Source organism: Pseudomonas sp. R15(2017) (assembly GCF_002112685.1).
GTDB classification, from domain to species: domain Bacteria; phylum Pseudomonadota; class Gammaproteobacteria; order Pseudomonadales; family Pseudomonadaceae; genus Aquipseudomonas; species Aquipseudomonas glycinae.
In genome coordinates this window covers 1-15,560 of sequence record NZ_NEII01000018.1, presented here as the reverse complement: position 1 = coordinate 15,560, position 15,560 = coordinate 1, and the positions used below count along the sequence as shown (strand labels likewise).

14 protein-coding genes are annotated in these 15,560 nt (G+C 58.8%); 10 read left to right on the top strand and 4 right to left on the bottom strand.

Annotated elements, in window-relative coordinates:
• Positions 1-8 precede the first annotated feature (8 nt).
• Both CAF77_RS29405 and CAF77_RS27280 read left to right on the top strand, forming a co-directional pair.
• Positions 9-185: a hypothetical protein gene (locus CAF77_RS29405; protein WP_007960078.1), complete on the top strand. Its 177-nt coding sequence runs from the start codon at positions 9-11 to the stop codon at positions 183-185.
• A gap of 76 nt (positions 186-261) precedes the next feature.
• On the top strand, positions 262-2,421 hold the full coding sequence (locus CAF77_RS27280; RefSeq protein ID WP_064378703.1) for a mechanosensitive ion channel family protein: 2,160 nt from the start codon (positions 262-264) through the stop codon (positions 2,419-2,421).
• Between the two features lie 410 nt (positions 2,422-2,831).
• Here the strand turns inward: CAF77_RS27280 and CAF77_RS27275 are convergent, their stop codons facing one another.
• Complete coding sequence (locus CAF77_RS27275; RefSeq protein ID WP_011333178.1) at positions 2,832-3,545, bottom strand: UTRA domain-containing protein; 714 nt, start codon at positions 3,543-3,545, stop codon at positions 2,832-2,834.
• Positions 3,546-3,896: 351 nt separating this feature from the next.
• Here CAF77_RS27275 and CAF77_RS27270 point away from each other — a divergent pair, with 351 nt between their 5' ends.
• The 6 genes from CAF77_RS27270 (at position 3,897) to CAF77_RS27240 (ending at position 9,251) form a co-directional block, all read left to right on the top strand.
• Complete coding sequence (locus tag CAF77_RS27270) at positions 3,897-4,961, top strand: ABC transporter substrate-binding protein (RefSeq protein WP_085655722.1); 1,065 nt, start codon at positions 3,897-3,899, stop codon at positions 4,959-4,961.
• A gap of 180 nt (positions 4,962-5,141) precedes the next feature.
• Positions 5,142-5,948: an alkaline phosphatase family protein gene (locus tag CAF77_RS27260; RefSeq protein WP_085655721.1), complete on the top strand. Its 807-nt coding sequence runs from the start codon at positions 5,142-5,144 to the stop codon at positions 5,946-5,948.
• Between the two features lie 5 nt (positions 5,949-5,953).
• Positions 5,954-6,790, top strand: a complete 837-nt coding sequence (locus CAF77_RS27255; RefSeq protein ID WP_011333175.1) for an ABC transporter permease subunit — start codon at positions 5,954-5,956, stop codon at positions 6,788-6,790.
• A complete protein-coding gene (locus CAF77_RS27250) occupies positions 6,777-7,577 on the top strand; it encodes an ABC transporter permease (RefSeq protein WP_064378700.1) in 801 nt (266 codons plus the stop codon). The genes CAF77_RS27255 and CAF77_RS27250 overlap by 14 nt, the downstream gene beginning before the upstream one ends.
• Entirely contained in the window at positions 7,574-8,563 is a 990-nt protein-coding gene (locus tag CAF77_RS27245; protein WP_085655720.1) for an ABC transporter ATP-binding protein, read from the top strand. The genes CAF77_RS27250 and CAF77_RS27245 overlap by 4 nt, the downstream gene beginning before the upstream one ends.
• 34 nt (positions 8,564-8,597) lie before the next feature.
• Positions 8,598-9,251, top strand: a complete 654-nt coding sequence (locus tag CAF77_RS27240) for an HAD family phosphatase (RefSeq protein WP_064378699.1) — start codon at positions 8,598-8,600, stop codon at positions 9,249-9,251.
• Between the two features lie 45 nt (positions 9,252-9,296).
• Here CAF77_RS27240 and CAF77_RS27235 read toward each other — a convergent pair whose 3' ends face one another.
• The gene (locus tag CAF77_RS27235; RefSeq protein WP_064378698.1) at positions 9,297-10,259 is read right to left on the bottom strand and encodes a zinc-binding dehydrogenase; all 963 of its coding nucleotides are present in this window, start codon (positions 10,257-10,259) and stop codon (positions 9,297-9,299) included.
• Between the two features lie 181 nt (positions 10,260-10,440).
• Between CAF77_RS27235 and CAF77_RS27230 the strand changes: the two genes are divergently transcribed.
• Together CAF77_RS27230 and CAF77_RS27225 are read left to right on the top strand one after the other, a co-directional pair.
• The gene (locus CAF77_RS27230) at positions 10,441-12,525 is read left to right on the top strand and encodes a carboxy terminal-processing peptidase (protein WP_170929008.1); all 2,085 of its coding nucleotides are present in this window, start codon (positions 10,441-10,443) and stop codon (positions 12,523-12,525) included.
• A gap of 133 nt (positions 12,526-12,658) precedes the next feature.
• On the top strand, positions 12,659-14,449 hold the full coding sequence (locus CAF77_RS27225) for a bifunctional diguanylate cyclase/phosphodiesterase (protein WP_085655719.1): 1,791 nt from the start codon (positions 12,659-12,661) through the stop codon (positions 14,447-14,449).
• Between the two features lie 37 nt (positions 14,450-14,486).
• On the opposite strand, the gene CAF77_RS27220 is transcribed toward CAF77_RS27225, so the two are convergent.
• Both CAF77_RS27220 and CAF77_RS27215 read right to left on the bottom strand, forming a co-directional pair.
• Complete coding sequence (locus CAF77_RS27220; protein ID WP_085655718.1) at positions 14,487-14,903, bottom strand: hypothetical protein; 417 nt, start codon at positions 14,901-14,903, stop codon at positions 14,487-14,489.
• 8 nt (positions 14,904-14,911) lie between these two features.
• The coding region (locus CAF77_RS27215; protein ID WP_305883653.1) for an RHS repeat-associated core domain-containing protein at positions 14,912-15,560 on the bottom strand (649 nt) is incomplete at its 5' end.

The following is a 15,560-nucleotide window of genomic DNA, read 5'->3' as shown; positions in this document are numbered from 1 at the left end:
CTGTCGCCATGATCTCGATGTCTGCGTTTCACTCCATGCTCATTCCCATCCTGTGCGGAATGATTCTGCTGGCCATCGGCTTCAACTTCCGTGACAAGAACGCCGGTGTGTTCGCCATGTGGATCGGCATGCTGATGATCCTGGCCACCGTGGTCTACAAGATCCTGGCCAAACTCAACGAATAAATCCGCGCCCGGCTCGCATTGAATCTGGCGGGCTCGTACACTCGCCCGATCCGCCCCTTGCGAGGTTGACCGCCTAGTGTTCGCTCGTCTTTTTGCCCTGCCCTGCCTCTTTCTTGTCTGCCTGATGACCCTGATGTCGCCGGCACCTGCCGACGCCGCCGGTCTGCCGGGACTGCTCACGGGTTCCGGCAAGACTCAGCCCGAAGCTCAGGAACCGCTCGGCCAGTCGCTGGACGAAGTCATCAAGTCGCTGGAAAACGACAAGCAACGTGCCCAGTTGCTGACCGACCTGAAGAAACTGCGCGATGCCACGAAAAAAGCCCAGGCCACCCCGGAAGAAGGGGTACTGGGACTGATCGGCGGCACCCTCGCCACTTTCGAAAAACAATTCTCTGGCGCCGACAGTCCGCTCAATCGCTGGTCTGCCGAATTCGACATGGCCCAGGACGAACTCAAAGGCCTGATGCTGCCGGCCAGCGAATGGCTGCCGATCATCTTCGCCTTCGCCGTGATCCTTGCCGTCTGGAGCCTGCTCGCCGCCGCGCTGATCTGGCTTGGTCATCGGGTACGCATGCGCTTCGGCCTGACCGAAGAACTGCCGCAACATCCCCGAGCCCTCGACATGCTGCGCTTCGCCCTGCGCAAGCTCGGACCGTGGATGATCGCCCTGGTCATCACCGTGTACATGAGTTACGCGCTGCCATCGTCGCTGGGCAAAAGCCTGGCGATGGTGCTGGCTTATGCGCTGGTGGTCGGCACCTGCTTCTCGGCCATCTGCGTGATTGCCTTTTCCGTACTCGACGGCCCGCACCGTCATCGCGCGCTGTACATCCTGCGTCACCAGGCCTTTCGGCCGCTGTGGCTGATCGGCAGCTTCGCCGCGTTCGGTGAAGCCCTGAGCGATCCGCGACTGGTGGCCGGTCTCGGCGTGCACCTGGCCCACACCGCCGCTACAGTCGCCAACGTCCTCGCGGCGCTGTCGACCGGTCTGTTCATCCTGCGCTTCCGCCGGCCGATCGCCCACCTGATCCGCAACCAACCGCTGTCCCGCCGCCTGACCCGCCGCGCCCTCAGCGACACCATCGAAATCCTGGGCACCTTCTGGTACGTCCCGGCACTGGTGCTGGTGGGTATTTCGCTGTTCGCCACCTTCGTCTCCGCCGGCGATACCAGCACCGCCCTGCGCCAGTCGCTGATTTGCACCGTGCTGCTGGTGTTGTGCATGGTCATCAACGGCCTCGTCCGCCGCCATGCCCTCAAACCCCAACGCGGGCCGAAACGCCACGCGCTGTATTCCGAGCGTCTGAAAAGCTTCTTCTACACCCTCGCCCATTTGCTGGTGTGGCTGGCCTTCATCGAACTCGGCCTGCGGGTGTGGGGCATGTCACTGATCGGCTTCACCGAAGGCGAAGGCCACGACGTCAGCGTCAAACTGTTCAGCCTGATCGGCACGCTGATCTTCGCCTGGCTGATCTGGATCCTCAGCGACACCGCCGTGCACCACGCCCTCACCCGTTCACGCAAAGGCCTGGCCAACGCCCGCGCGCAAACCATGATGCCGCTGATCCGCAACGTGCTGTTCGTGGCGATCTTCATCATCGCCCTGATCGTCGCCCTGGCGAACATGGGCATGAACGTCACGCCCCTGCTGGCCGGTGCCGGCGTGATCGGCCTGGCGATCGGCTTCGGCGCCCAGTCACTCGTAGCAGACCTGATCACCGGCCTGTTCATCATCATCGAAGACTCTTTGGCCATCGACGACTACGTCGACGTCGGCGGCCACCTCGGCACCGTCGAAGGCCTGACCATCCGCACCGTACGCTTGCGGGACATCGACGGCATCGTCCACACCATCCCGTTCAGCGAAATCAAAAGCATCAAAAACTACTCACGGGAATTCGGCTACGCCATCTTCCGCGTCGCCGTGCCGTTCAACATGAGCATCGACGAAGCCATCAAACTGATGCGCGACGTCGGCCAGAAAATGCGCACAGATCCACTGCAGCGGCGCAACATCTGGTCACCGTTGGAGTTTCAGGGCGTGGAAAGTTTCGAGTCCGGCAACGCGATATTGCGTGCAAGATTCAAGACCGCACCGATCAAACAATGGGAAGTTTCACGGGCGTTCAATCTGTCGCTCAAACGACATCTGGATGAAGCCGGCCTGGACCTGGCGACGCCGAGGATGAATGTGCAAGTGATCACAGCGGGTGGTGGTGGCCAAACTCAAGAATAGGCCGGAGAATCGGGCCGACCTCAAGGCCCTCATCGCTGCAAGCCAGCTCCCACAGAGAGCAAAAGCAACACATATGCCCTCCCACCACTCAAAACAATGAGCGTTAGCTCGAGTTCCGCTCTTGACGTGCCGGCCCCATCGGCCGGCTGAGTGGAGGGATTCATCCGGGGGTGGGAGCGCAGCGACCGTGCGGCGCAGCCGCATGCATCGAGAGGAGGTGCAGCGAAGCAAACCGTAGGCGATGCCCCCGGATGAATCCCGGAACGAAGGGACGCCGAGCCACAGCGAGGGGCCGAACGCAGGGGCCCAGACCTTTTGGTTACTTTTGGGGCGTTTGCCAAAAGTGACCCGCCGTAAGGGCGGAACCATAAGCCGCAACACCCGAAGAAACGGATATTCACCCCAAACGATCAAACAACATCAACCCCAACGTGAATCGCATCATGCCGCCAAAACTCCAGATCACAATCAATCAACCGCCCAAACTGATCATAATTAACCCGAGCAATCCTCAACCCCGGACTCCCCACCGACACCCGCAACGCCGCCGCCGCATCGACCGATAAAGACGTAGGCACAATCTCGAACCGCACCCGCCCATAGTGCAAATCGTAATGCCGCGCATACAGCTCGGTAATCGACTGATTCAGATCAAACTCAAGAATCCCCGGAAAAAACTGCGGATTCAGATAATGCTCCACATACAACACCAGTCGTCCATCGATCCGCCGCGACCGGCAAATCTGAATCACGCTCGACAACGCCGGCAACTGCAACCACGCACACACCGCTGCTGACGCCGGCTGCAAGCGCGCCGAAATCACCTCGGTCGACGGCACCCGCCCCTGCGCACTGACCATCGCGTGAAAGTGACTGCGCTGCATCAGGTTGTAAGCCAGACGCGGCGGCGACACGAACCAGCCCCGACGCTCCTCGCGATAAATCTGGCCCTGCGCCTCCAGCTGCAACAAGGCTTCACGCACCGTAATCCGGGTCGTGCCGAACAACTCGCTGAGCTTGCGCTCCGCTGGCAGTTTGCTCCCCGCTGCGAGCAACCCATGGTCGAGTTGTTCCTGAAGGATCTGGCCAATCGCTGTCACCGCTTTTGTTGCCTCATCGCGCATCAACGTTACCTATCTGGACTAGACCAGCACTGTTTCGGGGCAAAAACCGCACAGCGATAGCGCCGCTTGGTCGTGTTGCAAGCCTAGGCAGTGCAGATGACCGAGAGATGACAAAACTACCGAACGGTCGCCCTGACAACTTGCAATACATCGGCCAAGTCCCTGTCCACCGGGACTTTGCGGGTGGTCTACGCTTACCGGGCACTCGTCGATACCGGAGAAAGAAAAGGCTGGGCGACCCATCGCCGACATCAAAGTGTCATCCGGCCACCTTAAATTGGCTCAGGTATTGCTGACCTAGACCAACACAAACCGCAATCGCAGCGTTGAACACGACCAAGGAGCTTCGGAATGAAACAGCTTTTCCTGGCAACACTGTTAGGCTCGACCATTGCCATGTGCACCGCCGCCATGGCGGCTGATGATCTGAAAACCCTCGAAGCCGCTGCGAAAGCGGAAGGTGCCGTCAACAGCGTCGGCATGCCCGATGACTGGGCCAACTGGAAAGGTACCTGGGAAGACCTGGCCAGGAAATACGGCCTGAAACACATCGACACCGACATGAGTTCGGCCCAGGAAATCGCCAAGTTCGCCGCCGAAAAAGACAACGCCACCGCCGACATCGGCGACGTCGGCGCGGCCTTCGGCCCGATCGCGGTCAAGCAAGGCGTGGTGCAACCGTACAAGCCGAGCACCTGGGATCAAGTGCCGGACTGGGCCAAGGACAAGGACGGCAACTGGGCACTGGCCTACACCGGCACCATCGCCTTCATCGTCAACAAGAAGCTGCTGCACGGTTCCGAAGTGCCGACCAAATGGGCTGACCTCAAGGGCGGCAAATACAAGGTTTCCATCGGTGACGTGAGCACTGCCGCACAAGCTGCCAACGGCGTGCTCGCCGCAGCACTGGCCAACGGCGGTGACGAGAAAAACCTTCAGCCGGCCCTGCTGCTGTTCGCAGACATCGCCAAGCAGGGTCGCCTGTCGATGGCCAACCCGACCATCGCCACCATGGAAAAAGGCGAGATCGAAGTTGGCGTGGTCTGGGACTTCAACGGCCTGAGCTACAAGGCCAAGATGGCCAACCCGGATGACTACGTGGTGCTGATCCCGTCCGACGGTTCGGTGATTTCCGGCTACACCACCATCATCAACAAATACGCGAAGAACCCGAACGCCGCCAAGCTGACCCGCGAATACATCTTCAGCGATGCCGGCCAGACTAACCTCGCCCGCGGCAACGCTCGCCCGATCCGCGCCGAGCACCTGCAACTGCCGGAAGACGTGAAAGCCAAGCTGCTGCCGAACGAGCAGTACAAGAAGGTCACACCGATCAAGGACGCCGATGCGTGGGAGAAAACCTCCAAGGCCCTGCCGCAGAAGTGGAACGAAGAAGTCATCGTAGAAATGAAGTAAGCCCGTAAACCCAACAGGGTTTGACGCAAAACTCTGTGGGAGCGGGCTTGCCCGCGATGGCAATTTCACATTCAACAAATGTGTTGAATTGCATGACGCCTTCGCGGGCAAGCCCGCTCCCACAGGATCCGTGTTGATTTCGAGTTTTCCGATTTATTGTTTCGCGGAGTTTTTGCCCCTATGAAGCACACCGTCATCCTTGTCGTGCTCGACGGCCTCAACTACGAGGTCGCGCGTCACGCCATGGGGCATCTGCAGGCTTACGTTGGCGCAGGACGCGCCGCGCTCTACCAGTTGGAGTGCGAGTTGCCGGCCCTGTCCCGACCGCTTTACGAATGCATCCTCACGGGCGTACCGCCGATCGACAGCGGCATCGTCCACAACAACGTCTCGCGCCTGTCCAGTCAGCGCAGCATCTATCACTACGCCCGCGATGCCGGTCTGAAAACCGCCGCTGCGGCGTACCACTGGGTCAGCGAGCTGTACAACCGCTCGCCGTTCGTAGCCGCCAGAGATCGTCATACCGATGACCCGACGCTACCGATCCAGCATGGCCACTTCTACTGGAACGATCACTATCCGGACTCGCACCTGTTCGCCGACGCCGAAAACCTGCGCCTGCGCCATGCCCCGGATTTTCTGCTGATCCATCCGATGAACATCGACGACGCCGGGCACAAGCACGGCCTCGACACCCCGCAATACCGCAACAGCGCACGCAGCGCCGACATCATCCTCGCCGACTACCTGCAAGGCTGGCTCGACGCCGATTGCCAGGTGCTGGTGACCGCCGACCACGGCATGAACAACGACCGCTCGCACAACGGCCTGCTGCCGGAAGAACGCCAGGTACCGTTGTTCGTACTCGGTGAAGCCTTCAGCCTGAAAGCCGATGCCGCACCGAAGCAGACCGACATCTGCGGCACGGTCTGCGAGCTGCTCGGCGTGCCCCACGACAAACCTGTGTGCCGGGAGTTGCTCAAGTGAACTCAATGACTCGCGGCAAATGGCTCGCCGCCCTATGCCTGGTGCCTTTCGCACTGTTCTTTATCGTGTTCGAAATCGCCCCGCTGATCTGGGTGATGATCAACAGCCTGCAATCGGAAGAATTCGGTTGGGGCTTTGCCAACTTCAGCAAGATCTTCAATTCGAAGTTCTATCTGCAGGCGATCCAGTACAGCCTCGAAATCAGTTTCTGGTCGAGTGTGTTCGGTATCATCATCGCCGTGCTGGGCGCCTACTCCCTGCGTCGGGTCGATTCAAAACTGCGCAACTTCGTCAACGCCTTCGCCAACATGACCAGCAACTTCGCCGGCGTGCCCCTGGCGTTTGCGTTCATCATCCTGCTCGGCTTCAACGGCAGCATCACCATCATGCTGAAGCAGGCCGGGATCATCGAGGACTTCAACCTGTATTCGAAAACCGGGTTGATCATCCTCTACACCTACTTCCAGATTCCCCTCGGCGTGTTGCTGCTGTACCCGGCATTCGACGCCCTGCGTGAAGACTGGCGCGAATCCGCCGCACTGCTCGGCGCCGACAGCTGGCAGTTCTGGCGCCACATCGGTCTGCCGGTACTGACCCCGGCCCTGCTCGGCACCTTCGTGATCCTGCTGGCCAACGCCCTCGGCGCTTACGCCACGGTCTACGCCCTGACCACCGGCAACTTCAACGTATTGCCGATCCGGATTGCGGCGATGGTCTCCGGTGACATTTCCCTCGACCCGAACCTGGCCAGCGCCCTGGCCGTGGTGCTGGTGGCGCTGATGACCCTGGTGACTGTCGTGCACCAACTGCTGTTGAAGAGGAGCTACCATGTCTCGCGCTGAATCCGGCCCGGCCGGCGTCTACCACCGCGTCGTGGTCTATCTGTTGTTCGCCATCCTGCTGCTGCCGCTGGTGGGCACGCTGATCTACTCGATTGCCAGCAGTTGGTCGGCCACCATCCTGCCCAGCGGTTTCACCCTCAAGTGGTACATCCAGTTGTGGAGCGATCCGCGCTTTCTTCACGCCTTCGGCCAGTCGCTGCTGGTGTGCGTCGGGGCGCTGATCCTGTCGGTGGTGCTGATCCTGCCGCTGCTGTTCGTAGTGCATTACCACTTCCCGAAACTCGATGCGCTGATGAACATCCTGATCCTGCTGCCCTTCGCGGTGCCGCCGGTGGTGTCGTCGGTGGGGCTGTTGCAGCTTTACGGTTCCGGGCCGTTTGCGATGGTGGGAACGCCGTGGATCCTGATCGGTTGCTACTTCACCGTGGCGCTGCCGTTCATGTACCGGGCGATCACCAACAACCTGCAAGCGATCAACCTGCGCGATCTGATGGACGCTGCCCAACTGCTCGGCGCCAGCACCTTTCAGGCAGCCTTCCTGGTGGTGCTGCCGAACCTGCGCAAAGGCCTGATGGTCGCGTTGCTGCTGTCGTTCTCGTTCCTGTTCGGTGAATTCGTGTTCGCCAACATCCTGGTCGGCACTCGCTACGAAACCCTGCAGGTTTATCTGAACAACATGCGCAACAGCAGCGGCCACTTCACCAGTGCGCTGGTGATCTCCTACTTCTTTTTCGTGCTGGTCCTGACCTGGGTCGCCAACATCTTGAACAAGGACAAAAGCGAATGAGCTATGTCAGCGTCCAACACCTTCAGAAAAACTACGCCGGCACCACGGTGTTCAGCGACATCAACTGCGAAATCCAGAAGGGTGAATTCGTCACCCTGCTCGGCCCGTCCGGTTGCGGCAAATCCACCCTGTTGCGTTGCATCGCCGGGCTGACGCCGGTGGATGGCGGCAAGATTCTGCTCGATGGTGTCGACATCGTGCCGCTCACCCCGCAGAAGCGCGGGATCGGCATGGTGTTCCAGAGCTACGCGCTGTTCCCCAACATGACCGTCGAACAGAACGTCGCCTTCGGTTTGCGCATGCAAAAGGTCAATGCCGACGACAGCCACAAGCGGGTTGCCGAAGTGTTGAAACTGGTTGAACTCAACGATTTCGCCAGTCGCTATCCACATCAGCTGTCCGGCGGACAGTGCCAGCGGGTCGCCCTCGCCCGCTCGCTGGTGACCCGTCCGCGCCTGTTGCTGCTGGATGAACCGCTGTCGGCCCTCGATGCACGGATTCGCAAACACTTGCGCGAACAGATCCGTCAGATCCAGCGCGAACTGGGCCTGACAACGATTTTCGTCACACACGATCAGGAAGAAGCCCTGACCATGTCTGACCGCATTTTCCTGATGAATCAGGGAAAGATCGTACAAAGCGGCGACGCCGAAACCCTCTACACCGCCCCGGTCGACGTATTCGCCGCCGGCTTCATCGGCAACTACAACCTGCTGGATGCGCAGAGTGCGTCGAAACTGTTGCAGCGGCCGATCAATCACCGCATAGCGATTCGCCCGGAGGCCATCGAACTCAGCCTCAACGGCGAACCCGACGCACAAATCCGCAGCCACAGCCTGCTGGGCAACGTGATCCGCTACCGCGTCGAAGCCCGGGGCGTGGAACTGGTGGTGGATGTGCTCAACCGTTCGGCGGCGGATCTGCATCCCGACGGTCAGCGCCTGTCACTTTCCATCGATCCCACCGCCCTGTGTGAGGTAGCCTGATGACTTTGCTGACACCCAAGAGGGAACTGAACCGATGGCCCTGGCAATTTTTGATCTGGACGAAACCCTGATCCACGGCGACTGCGCCACCCTCTGGAGCGAGCAGATGGGGCGCCTGGGCTGGGTCGATCCCGAGTCGTTCATGCGCCGGAACAACGAGCTGATGGACGCCTACAGCCATGGCAAGTTGCGCATGGAAGACTACATGGACTTCAGCCTCGAACCGCTGATCGGTCGCACCCCGGAGGAAGTCGAGCACTTGGTTGGCCCATGGGTTGAAGATTTCATCGAGCCGATCATCTTCAGCGACGCCACCAAAACCATCGCCGCCCATCGCAAGGCCGGTGACCGGATTCTGGTGATCTCGGCCTCGGGCACGCACCTGGTCAAACCGATTGCCGATCGGCTGGGCATCGACGAGGTGCTGGGAATCGAACTGGAAGTGGCGCATGGCGTGTACAGCGGCCGCACCGTGGGCACGCTGACCTACCGCGAAGGCAAGATCACCCGCTTGCTGGAATGGCTGGATGCCGAAGAGGAAAATCTTGAGGGCGCGAGTTTCTATTCCGACTCACGCAATGACCTGCCGCTGCTGCTGAAGGTGGATTACCCGCATGTGGTCAATCCGGATCCGGTGTTGCTGGCAGAGGCCGAGAAGTCCGGCTGGCCGATCCACCTCTGGAAGTAAGCGATGGTCTTGTGGGAGCAGCCCTGCTCCCACAAGCATTGATGATCAGCTCAGGCTTTCGTCGATCACCAGCACCAGCTTCCCTGCCACGGTGTTGCTCGCAAGTTCTGCAAACGCAGCCTCGGCATCCTTGATCGGGAACGCCTTGGCCAGTTGCGCCTTCAGGCGCCCTTCGGAAAACAGCGGCCACACGTGCTGGCTCAGATCGCTGAACAGATCGGCCTTGAACTGATCGTCACGGCTGCGCAGGGTCGAGCCCAGCAGTTGCACGCGCTTGGCCAGCACCTGGGCCAGATCCAGTTTTGCCTCACGGCCGCCCATCAGACCGATCAGCACCCAGCGTCCGTCCTGGGCCAGCAACTTCAGATTCAACGCCGAATAATTGCCGCCCACCGGATCCAGAATCACATCGAACGGCCCGAAATCCCGCAGGCTTTCCAGATCGTCGGTGCGCACCACCCCGCCCTGGGCACCCAGCGATTCGCAGTAGGCCAGCCGCTCGGCCGAGCCGACGCTGACCCAGCACGGATTGCCGAAAGCCTTGCACAGTTGAATGGCGGCTGAGCCGATGCCACTGGCTCCGGCGTGCAGAAGAACTTTCTCACCCGGTTTGAGCGCAGCGAGTTGAAACACATTCAGCCAGACGGTCGCGTAAACCTCGGGCAACGCCGCCGCTTCAATCAGCGACACGCCTTCCGGAACCGGCAGCACATGCCGTCCGTCGACGACCACCTCTTGCGCCATCCCGCCCCCGGCCAGCAAGGCGCAGACCCGGTCACCGACCTGCCAGGACGAGCCCGCGCCGACCTCGCTGATCACCCCGGAGCATTCAAGACCCAGCACTTGGCTGGCACCTGGAGGGGGTGGATAAAGTCCGGCTTTCTGTAATAAATCCGCGCGATTGAGGCCCGCTGCCGCCACCCGGATGCGAACTTGTCCTACATCACATGTAGGACTTGGTTCATCAACCCATGCCACTTGACCTTCAACGCCTTGCAATGCCTTCACAGTGCCTCCATAGTGAGTCTGGACTGAGCCCGAAGCTGTAGCGCCGGGCTTTTTGCATTATGCGACCGGCCCTGGGGTCTGAACGAACGCTGAACAGCAGTTATCGTACAGAGCGTAGAGGTACCGGCGACTTCAAAGACGGCCTAATATGCGTTATCAATTGTCCCCGCGTCGAATCAGCATGAAGCATCTGCTCCCCAGCACCGCCCTCGCTCTTTTCATCGGTATCGGTCTGTTGCCGGTGTCGGGCACCACATTCGCAGCCAACAGCTGGGACAAGTTACAGCCTGATCGCGACGAAGTGATCGCCAGTCTGAACGTCGTCGAGTTGCTCAAGCGTCACCACTACAGCAAGCCGCCGCTCGACGATGCGCGCTCGGTGATCATCTACGACAGCTACATCAAGCTGCTCGACCCGTCGCGCAGCTATTTCATGGCCAGCGACATCGCCGAATTCGACAAGTGGAAGACCCAGTTCGACGACTTCCTCAAGAGCGGCGACCTCAACGCCGGGTTCACCATCTACAAGCGCTATCTGGATCGCGTGAAGGCGCGTCTGGACTTCGCCCTTGCCGAGCTGAACAAAGGCGTCGACAAGATGGACTTCACCACCAAGGAAACCTTGCTGATCGATCGCAAGGACGCTCCGTGGCTCAAGTCCACCGCCGAACTCGATGACCTGTGGCGCAAACGCGTCAAGGACGAAGTGCTGCGGCAGAAGATCGCCGGCAAAGAGCCGAAGCAGATCCAGGAAACCCTGACCAAACGCTACAAGAATCAACTGGCGCGTCTGGACCAGACCCGCGCCGAAGACATCTTCCAGGCGTACATCAACACCTTCGCCATGTCTTACGATCCGCACACCAACTATCTGTCGCCGGATAACGCGGAGAACTTCGACATCAACATGAGCCTGTCCCTCGAGGGCATCGGCGCCGTGTTGCAGAGCGACAACGATCAGGTGAAAGTCGTGCGTCTGGTGCCGGCAGGCCCGGCCGACAAGACCAAGCAGGTTGCTCCGGCCGACAAGATCATCGGCGTTGCCCAGGGCAACAAAGAGATGGTCGACGTGGTCGGCTGGCGTCTGGACGAAGTGGTCAAGCTGATCCGTGGCCCGAAAGGCACCGTGGTTCGTCTGGAAGTCATCCCGGCCAGCAATGCGCCGAACGACCAGACCAGCAAGATCGTGCCGATCACCCGTGAAGCGGTGAAGCTCGAAGACCAGGCCGTGAAGAAGTCCGTGCTTAACCTGAAACAGGACGGCAAGGACTACAAGCTCGGCGTGATCGAGATTCCGGCGTTTTACCTCGACTTCAAGGCCTTCCGTGCCGGCGATCCGGACTACAAGAGCACCACTCGCGACGTCAAGAAACTGCTGACCGAACTGCAGAAAGAGAAAGTCGACGGCGTGGTCATCGACCTGCGCAACAACGGCGGCGGTTCCCTGCAGGAAGCCACCGAGCTGACCAGCCTGTTCATCGACAAGGGCCCGACCGTGCTCGTGCGTAACGCCGATGGCCGGGTCGATGTACTTGAGGATGAAAACCCGGGCGCGTTCTACAAAGGCCCGATGGCGCTGCTGGTCAACCGCCTGTCCGCCTCGGCTTCGGAGATCTTCGCCGGCGCCATGCAGGACTACCACCGTGCGCTGATCATCGGTGGCCAGACCTTCGGCAAAGGCACCGTGCAGACCATTCAGCCGCTGAACCATGGCGAACTGAAACTGACCCTGGCCAAGTTCTACCGGGTTTCCGGCCAGAGCACCCAGCATCAGGGCGTACTGCCGGACATCGATTACCCGTCGATCATCGACACCAAGGAAATCGGCGAAAGCGCCCTGCCGGAAGCCATGCCGTGGGACACCATCCGTGCGGCGATCAAACCGGCGAGCGATCCGTTCAAGCCGTACCTGGCCCAGCTGAAATCCGAGCATGACACCCGTTCCGCCAAGGACGCGGAGTTCGTGTTCATCCGCGACAAGCTGGCCCTGGCGCAGAAGCTGCTGGAAGAGAAAACCGTCAGCCTCAATGAAGCCGAACGCCGTGCCCAGCACGCCGACATCGACGCCAAGCAACTGGCGATGGAGAACATCCGTCGCAAGGCCAAAGGCGAAGAACCGCTCAAAGAGCTGAAGAAAGAAGACGACGACGCCCTGGCAGCCGCCGAGCCGGACAAGGTCAAACCGGAAGACGACGCCTACCTGAGCGAGACCGGGCGCGTGCTGCTGGATTACCTGAAGCTGAGCAATCAGGTCGCAAAGAAGTAAGGTGATGGCAATTTAATGCTGGCGATCCCCGGATCGTCATCAAACAGTCATCATTCTGTCGTGCAATAAAGGACTGGGAGCGGTTCTCTTCATCGAGAACGCTCCCGGTCCTTTTTCATCGCCAGAGATTGCCATGACCACGACCGAACAGCTGAGTGCCTTGAGCTCGATCCTGACTCAAAGCGGATTACACAGCCTGTTCCAGCCGATCATTTGCCTCTCCGAACGGCGCATTCTCGGCTACGAAGCCCTGACCCGCGGCCCGTCCAACAGCCCACTGCACTCCCCCATTGCCCTGTTCGCCGTGGCCCGCCAGGCCGGGCGCTTGAGCGAACTGGAAATCGCCTGCCGCCAAAGCGCCTGTCGTCGTTTCAACGAACAGCAATTGCCGGGCAAGCTGTTTCTCAACGTCTCTCCCGAATCCTTGCTTGAAGCCGCGCACCAGCCGGGGCGCACGCTGCAGCTGCTTCAGGATTTCGGCATTCCACCGAGTCAGGTGGTGATCGAACTCACCGAACAGACGCCAATCGATGATTTCCAGTTGCTGCAAACAGCACTGCATCACTATCGGGCGATGGGGTTTTCGATCGCCCTCGATGATCTTGGGGCCGGTTATTCGAGCCTGCGCCTGTGGTCGGAGCTGCGGCCGGATTACGTGAAGATCGACCGGCACTTTATCGACGGCATTCATCAGGATGCGTTGAAGCGCGAGTTTGTCGGATCGATCCTGCAAATCGCCAAGGCCTCGCGAGCTCAAGTGATTGCCGAAGGCATCGAGTTGCCGGAAGAGTTGGCGGTGCTGACCGAGATGGGTGTGGATCTGGTGCAGGGCTACCTGCTGGGTCGCCCTCAGGAACACCCGCCGCGCGATGCCCGCGCCTTGATGCCCAAACACGATAGCAGCGCCGTTGCACTGAACGATGAAGGCAGCGATCTCAGCGCTCTGCTCAACGATCAACCGGCCGTGAATCGCGAAACACCGACTGCCACCGTACTGGAAGCCTTCCGCCGCCAGGCCAACCTGAACTCGCTGGCGGTGCTCGACGAACAGGGTCAGCCGTGCGGCATCGTTCATCGTCACTCGTTATCCGATGCGCTGCTCAAACCGTTCGCCACTGACCTGTTCGCCCGCAAACCGATCAGCCGCCTGATGAACGACGACTTCCTCGCCGTGGAAATGAGCCAGTCGCTGCAACAGGTCAGCCGCCTGATCACCAGCCGCGCCCGGCAACGCATCGAAGAGGATTTCATCATCACCCTCAACGGCAGCTACTTGGGCCTGGGCCGGGTGATTGACGTGCTCAAACTGATTACCGAGCTGAAAATCCAGCAGGCGCGCTATGCCAATCCGCTGACGTTGTTGCCGGGGAATGTGCCGATTCAGCAATGTTTGACTCGATTGCTGCAACAGGGGCGCGAGTCGGTCATTTGTTATGTCGACATCGACAGCTTCAAACCCTTTAACGATATCTATGGGTATGGACGTGGGGATGAAGTGCTGCTGTGTCTGGCGCAATGCCTCAACGAACGCGTCGACCCGTCCCGCGATTTCGTCGGGCATATCGGCGGCGACGATTTCCTGTTGGTGCTCGGCCCGGAGGATTGGCGCAAACGGCTAAACCAATTGCTTGATGACTTCCAGAGCCAATGCCGGCGTTTCTACCGCCCGGAACATCTGGAGGCTGGGTGTTTTGTTGCGCCGAACCGCCAGGGTATTCGTCAGGAGTTTCCGTTGCTGTCATTGTCCATTGGCGTGGTGCATCTGCATCCTGAAGCGTGTGCGCAACTGGATGCGAGTCAGTTGGCAGAGATGGCTTCGCAGGCGAAGCATCATGCGAAGAATGTGCCGGGGTATAGCGTGCATTTGATTGATAGCCTTTCCCTGTCTAACCTCCATCAATTAAAGGCAATCGAGCAGTTCTGATCTCTTCAAATGCACGAAACGGCTAAACCAATAAAACTCACCATTGATCTTGATCTTCAAGGTTCGCCCGAAGTAGATCTTCCCTCCACGAATTAGTAACTATTTCATATATATGTTCAAAAAAACCACGAGGATCTATTATTTCCGTTTTGTCCCATGCAAGCACTCTCGGATTATCAAAGTCGCTCTGAAACTCTCCAGAAAAATCAAAACCGGCATCCTGCAAATGGCTTTCAAGGATTTTATAAATCAAAAACCTATGGCGATAGGTTAGATAATCAAATTCAGGAACAATAAAATTCTTAATTATTTCTTGTTGATCCTCATACTTATTAGGGTCATAAACCCACAATGCCTTACCAAGCGTCTCTTCCCGATCATAAATCGATATCCCACTCAACAAGTGAGAGAGCCGGGGTTCATATGGAAACTCCGTAAATGGTTGCATCAACATAACTTCACCTATCTTGGAAAGCCAGTAAATGGCCGTGTAATATCTCGTTTATCAAATTTCACTTCCGCCCCATCCAAGCTATCTATATAACGAGGATTGCTTAGATCTCTTTCATTAGGTTTATAGCCACGACCTGCTCCTGGCAGTTTCATCCTAACAATAGGATTTTGGTCAGCATCATACCCTGTAGGCTCAGGAACTTTTTTATGCATCCTGGATAAAGCAAAATGTAACGCTCGAAACTGCATCATCCAACTACGGAATTGAGAACTCGGCCCCACCATCCCTCTAACGCCTTTTTTTGTTGGATGTGAGCCGTCTATTGACCTCTGCTTTAAAGCTGCATCGTCAATTTCTGGCCCATGTTTTTCTACAGAGTGCATTCTGTATTGTCTGTTCCAAGCTAATACCTGACGTTTAGCTTCAGCTTCATTTTTTGGCCCATCTTTACCAACCGCCGGAACGATAGGCAACCCTTGATTTACGTTAGGTTTGTTAGCCTGAATTGGTACTGAGCACTTCTGGTTCTTATTGTTTTTTGGTGGCGGACAGTTGGACGTCAACCCCAACGGATCCACCCACCCCGTCGGATTCGGCACGTACCGGTACTGATTCACCCCACCCGCCAACTTCACCGGATCCGGCGTCAGGTACCGT

What these genes read in the sequence shown, in the direction of transcription:
- CAF77_RS29405 (WP_007960078.1), top strand. Translation starts at nt 9, where the DNA reads ATGATCTCGATGTCTGCGTTTCACTCCATGCTCATTCCCATCCTGTGC.
- CAF77_RS27275 (WP_011333178.1), bottom strand. Translation starts at nt 3,545, where the DNA reads ATGCGCGATGAGGCAACAAAAGCGGTGACAGCGATTGGCCAGATCCTT.
- CAF77_RS27270 (WP_085655722.1), top strand. Translation starts at nt 3,897, where the DNA reads ATGAAACAGCTTTTCCTGGCAACACTGTTAGGCTCGACCATTGCCATG.
- CAF77_RS27260 (WP_085655721.1), top strand. Translation starts at nt 5,142, where the DNA reads ATGAAGCACACCGTCATCCTTGTCGTGCTCGACGGCCTCAACTACGAG.
- CAF77_RS27255 (WP_011333175.1), top strand. Translation starts at nt 5,954, where the DNA reads ATGACTCGCGGCAAATGGCTCGCCGCCCTATGCCTGGTGCCTTTCGCA.
- CAF77_RS27250 (WP_064378700.1), top strand. Translation starts at nt 6,777, where the DNA reads ATGTCTCGCGCTGAATCCGGCCCGGCCGGCGTCTACCACCGCGTCGTG.
- CAF77_RS27245 (WP_085655720.1), top strand. Translation starts at nt 7,574, where the DNA reads ATGAGCTATGTCAGCGTCCAACACCTTCAGAAAAACTACGCCGGCACC.
- CAF77_RS27240 (WP_064378699.1), top strand. Translation starts at nt 8,598, where the DNA reads ATGGCCCTGGCAATTTTTGATCTGGACGAAACCCTGATCCACGGCGAC.
- CAF77_RS27230 (WP_170929008.1), top strand. Translation starts at nt 10,441, where the DNA reads ATGAAGCATCTGCTCCCCAGCACCGCCCTCGCTCTTTTCATCGGTATC.
- CAF77_RS27225 (WP_085655719.1), top strand. Translation starts at nt 12,659, where the DNA reads ATGACCACGACCGAACAGCTGAGTGCCTTGAGCTCGATCCTGACTCAA.
- CAF77_RS27220 (WP_085655718.1), bottom strand. Translation starts at nt 14,903, where the DNA reads ATGTTGATGCAACCATTTACGGAGTTTCCATATGAACCCCGGCTCTCT.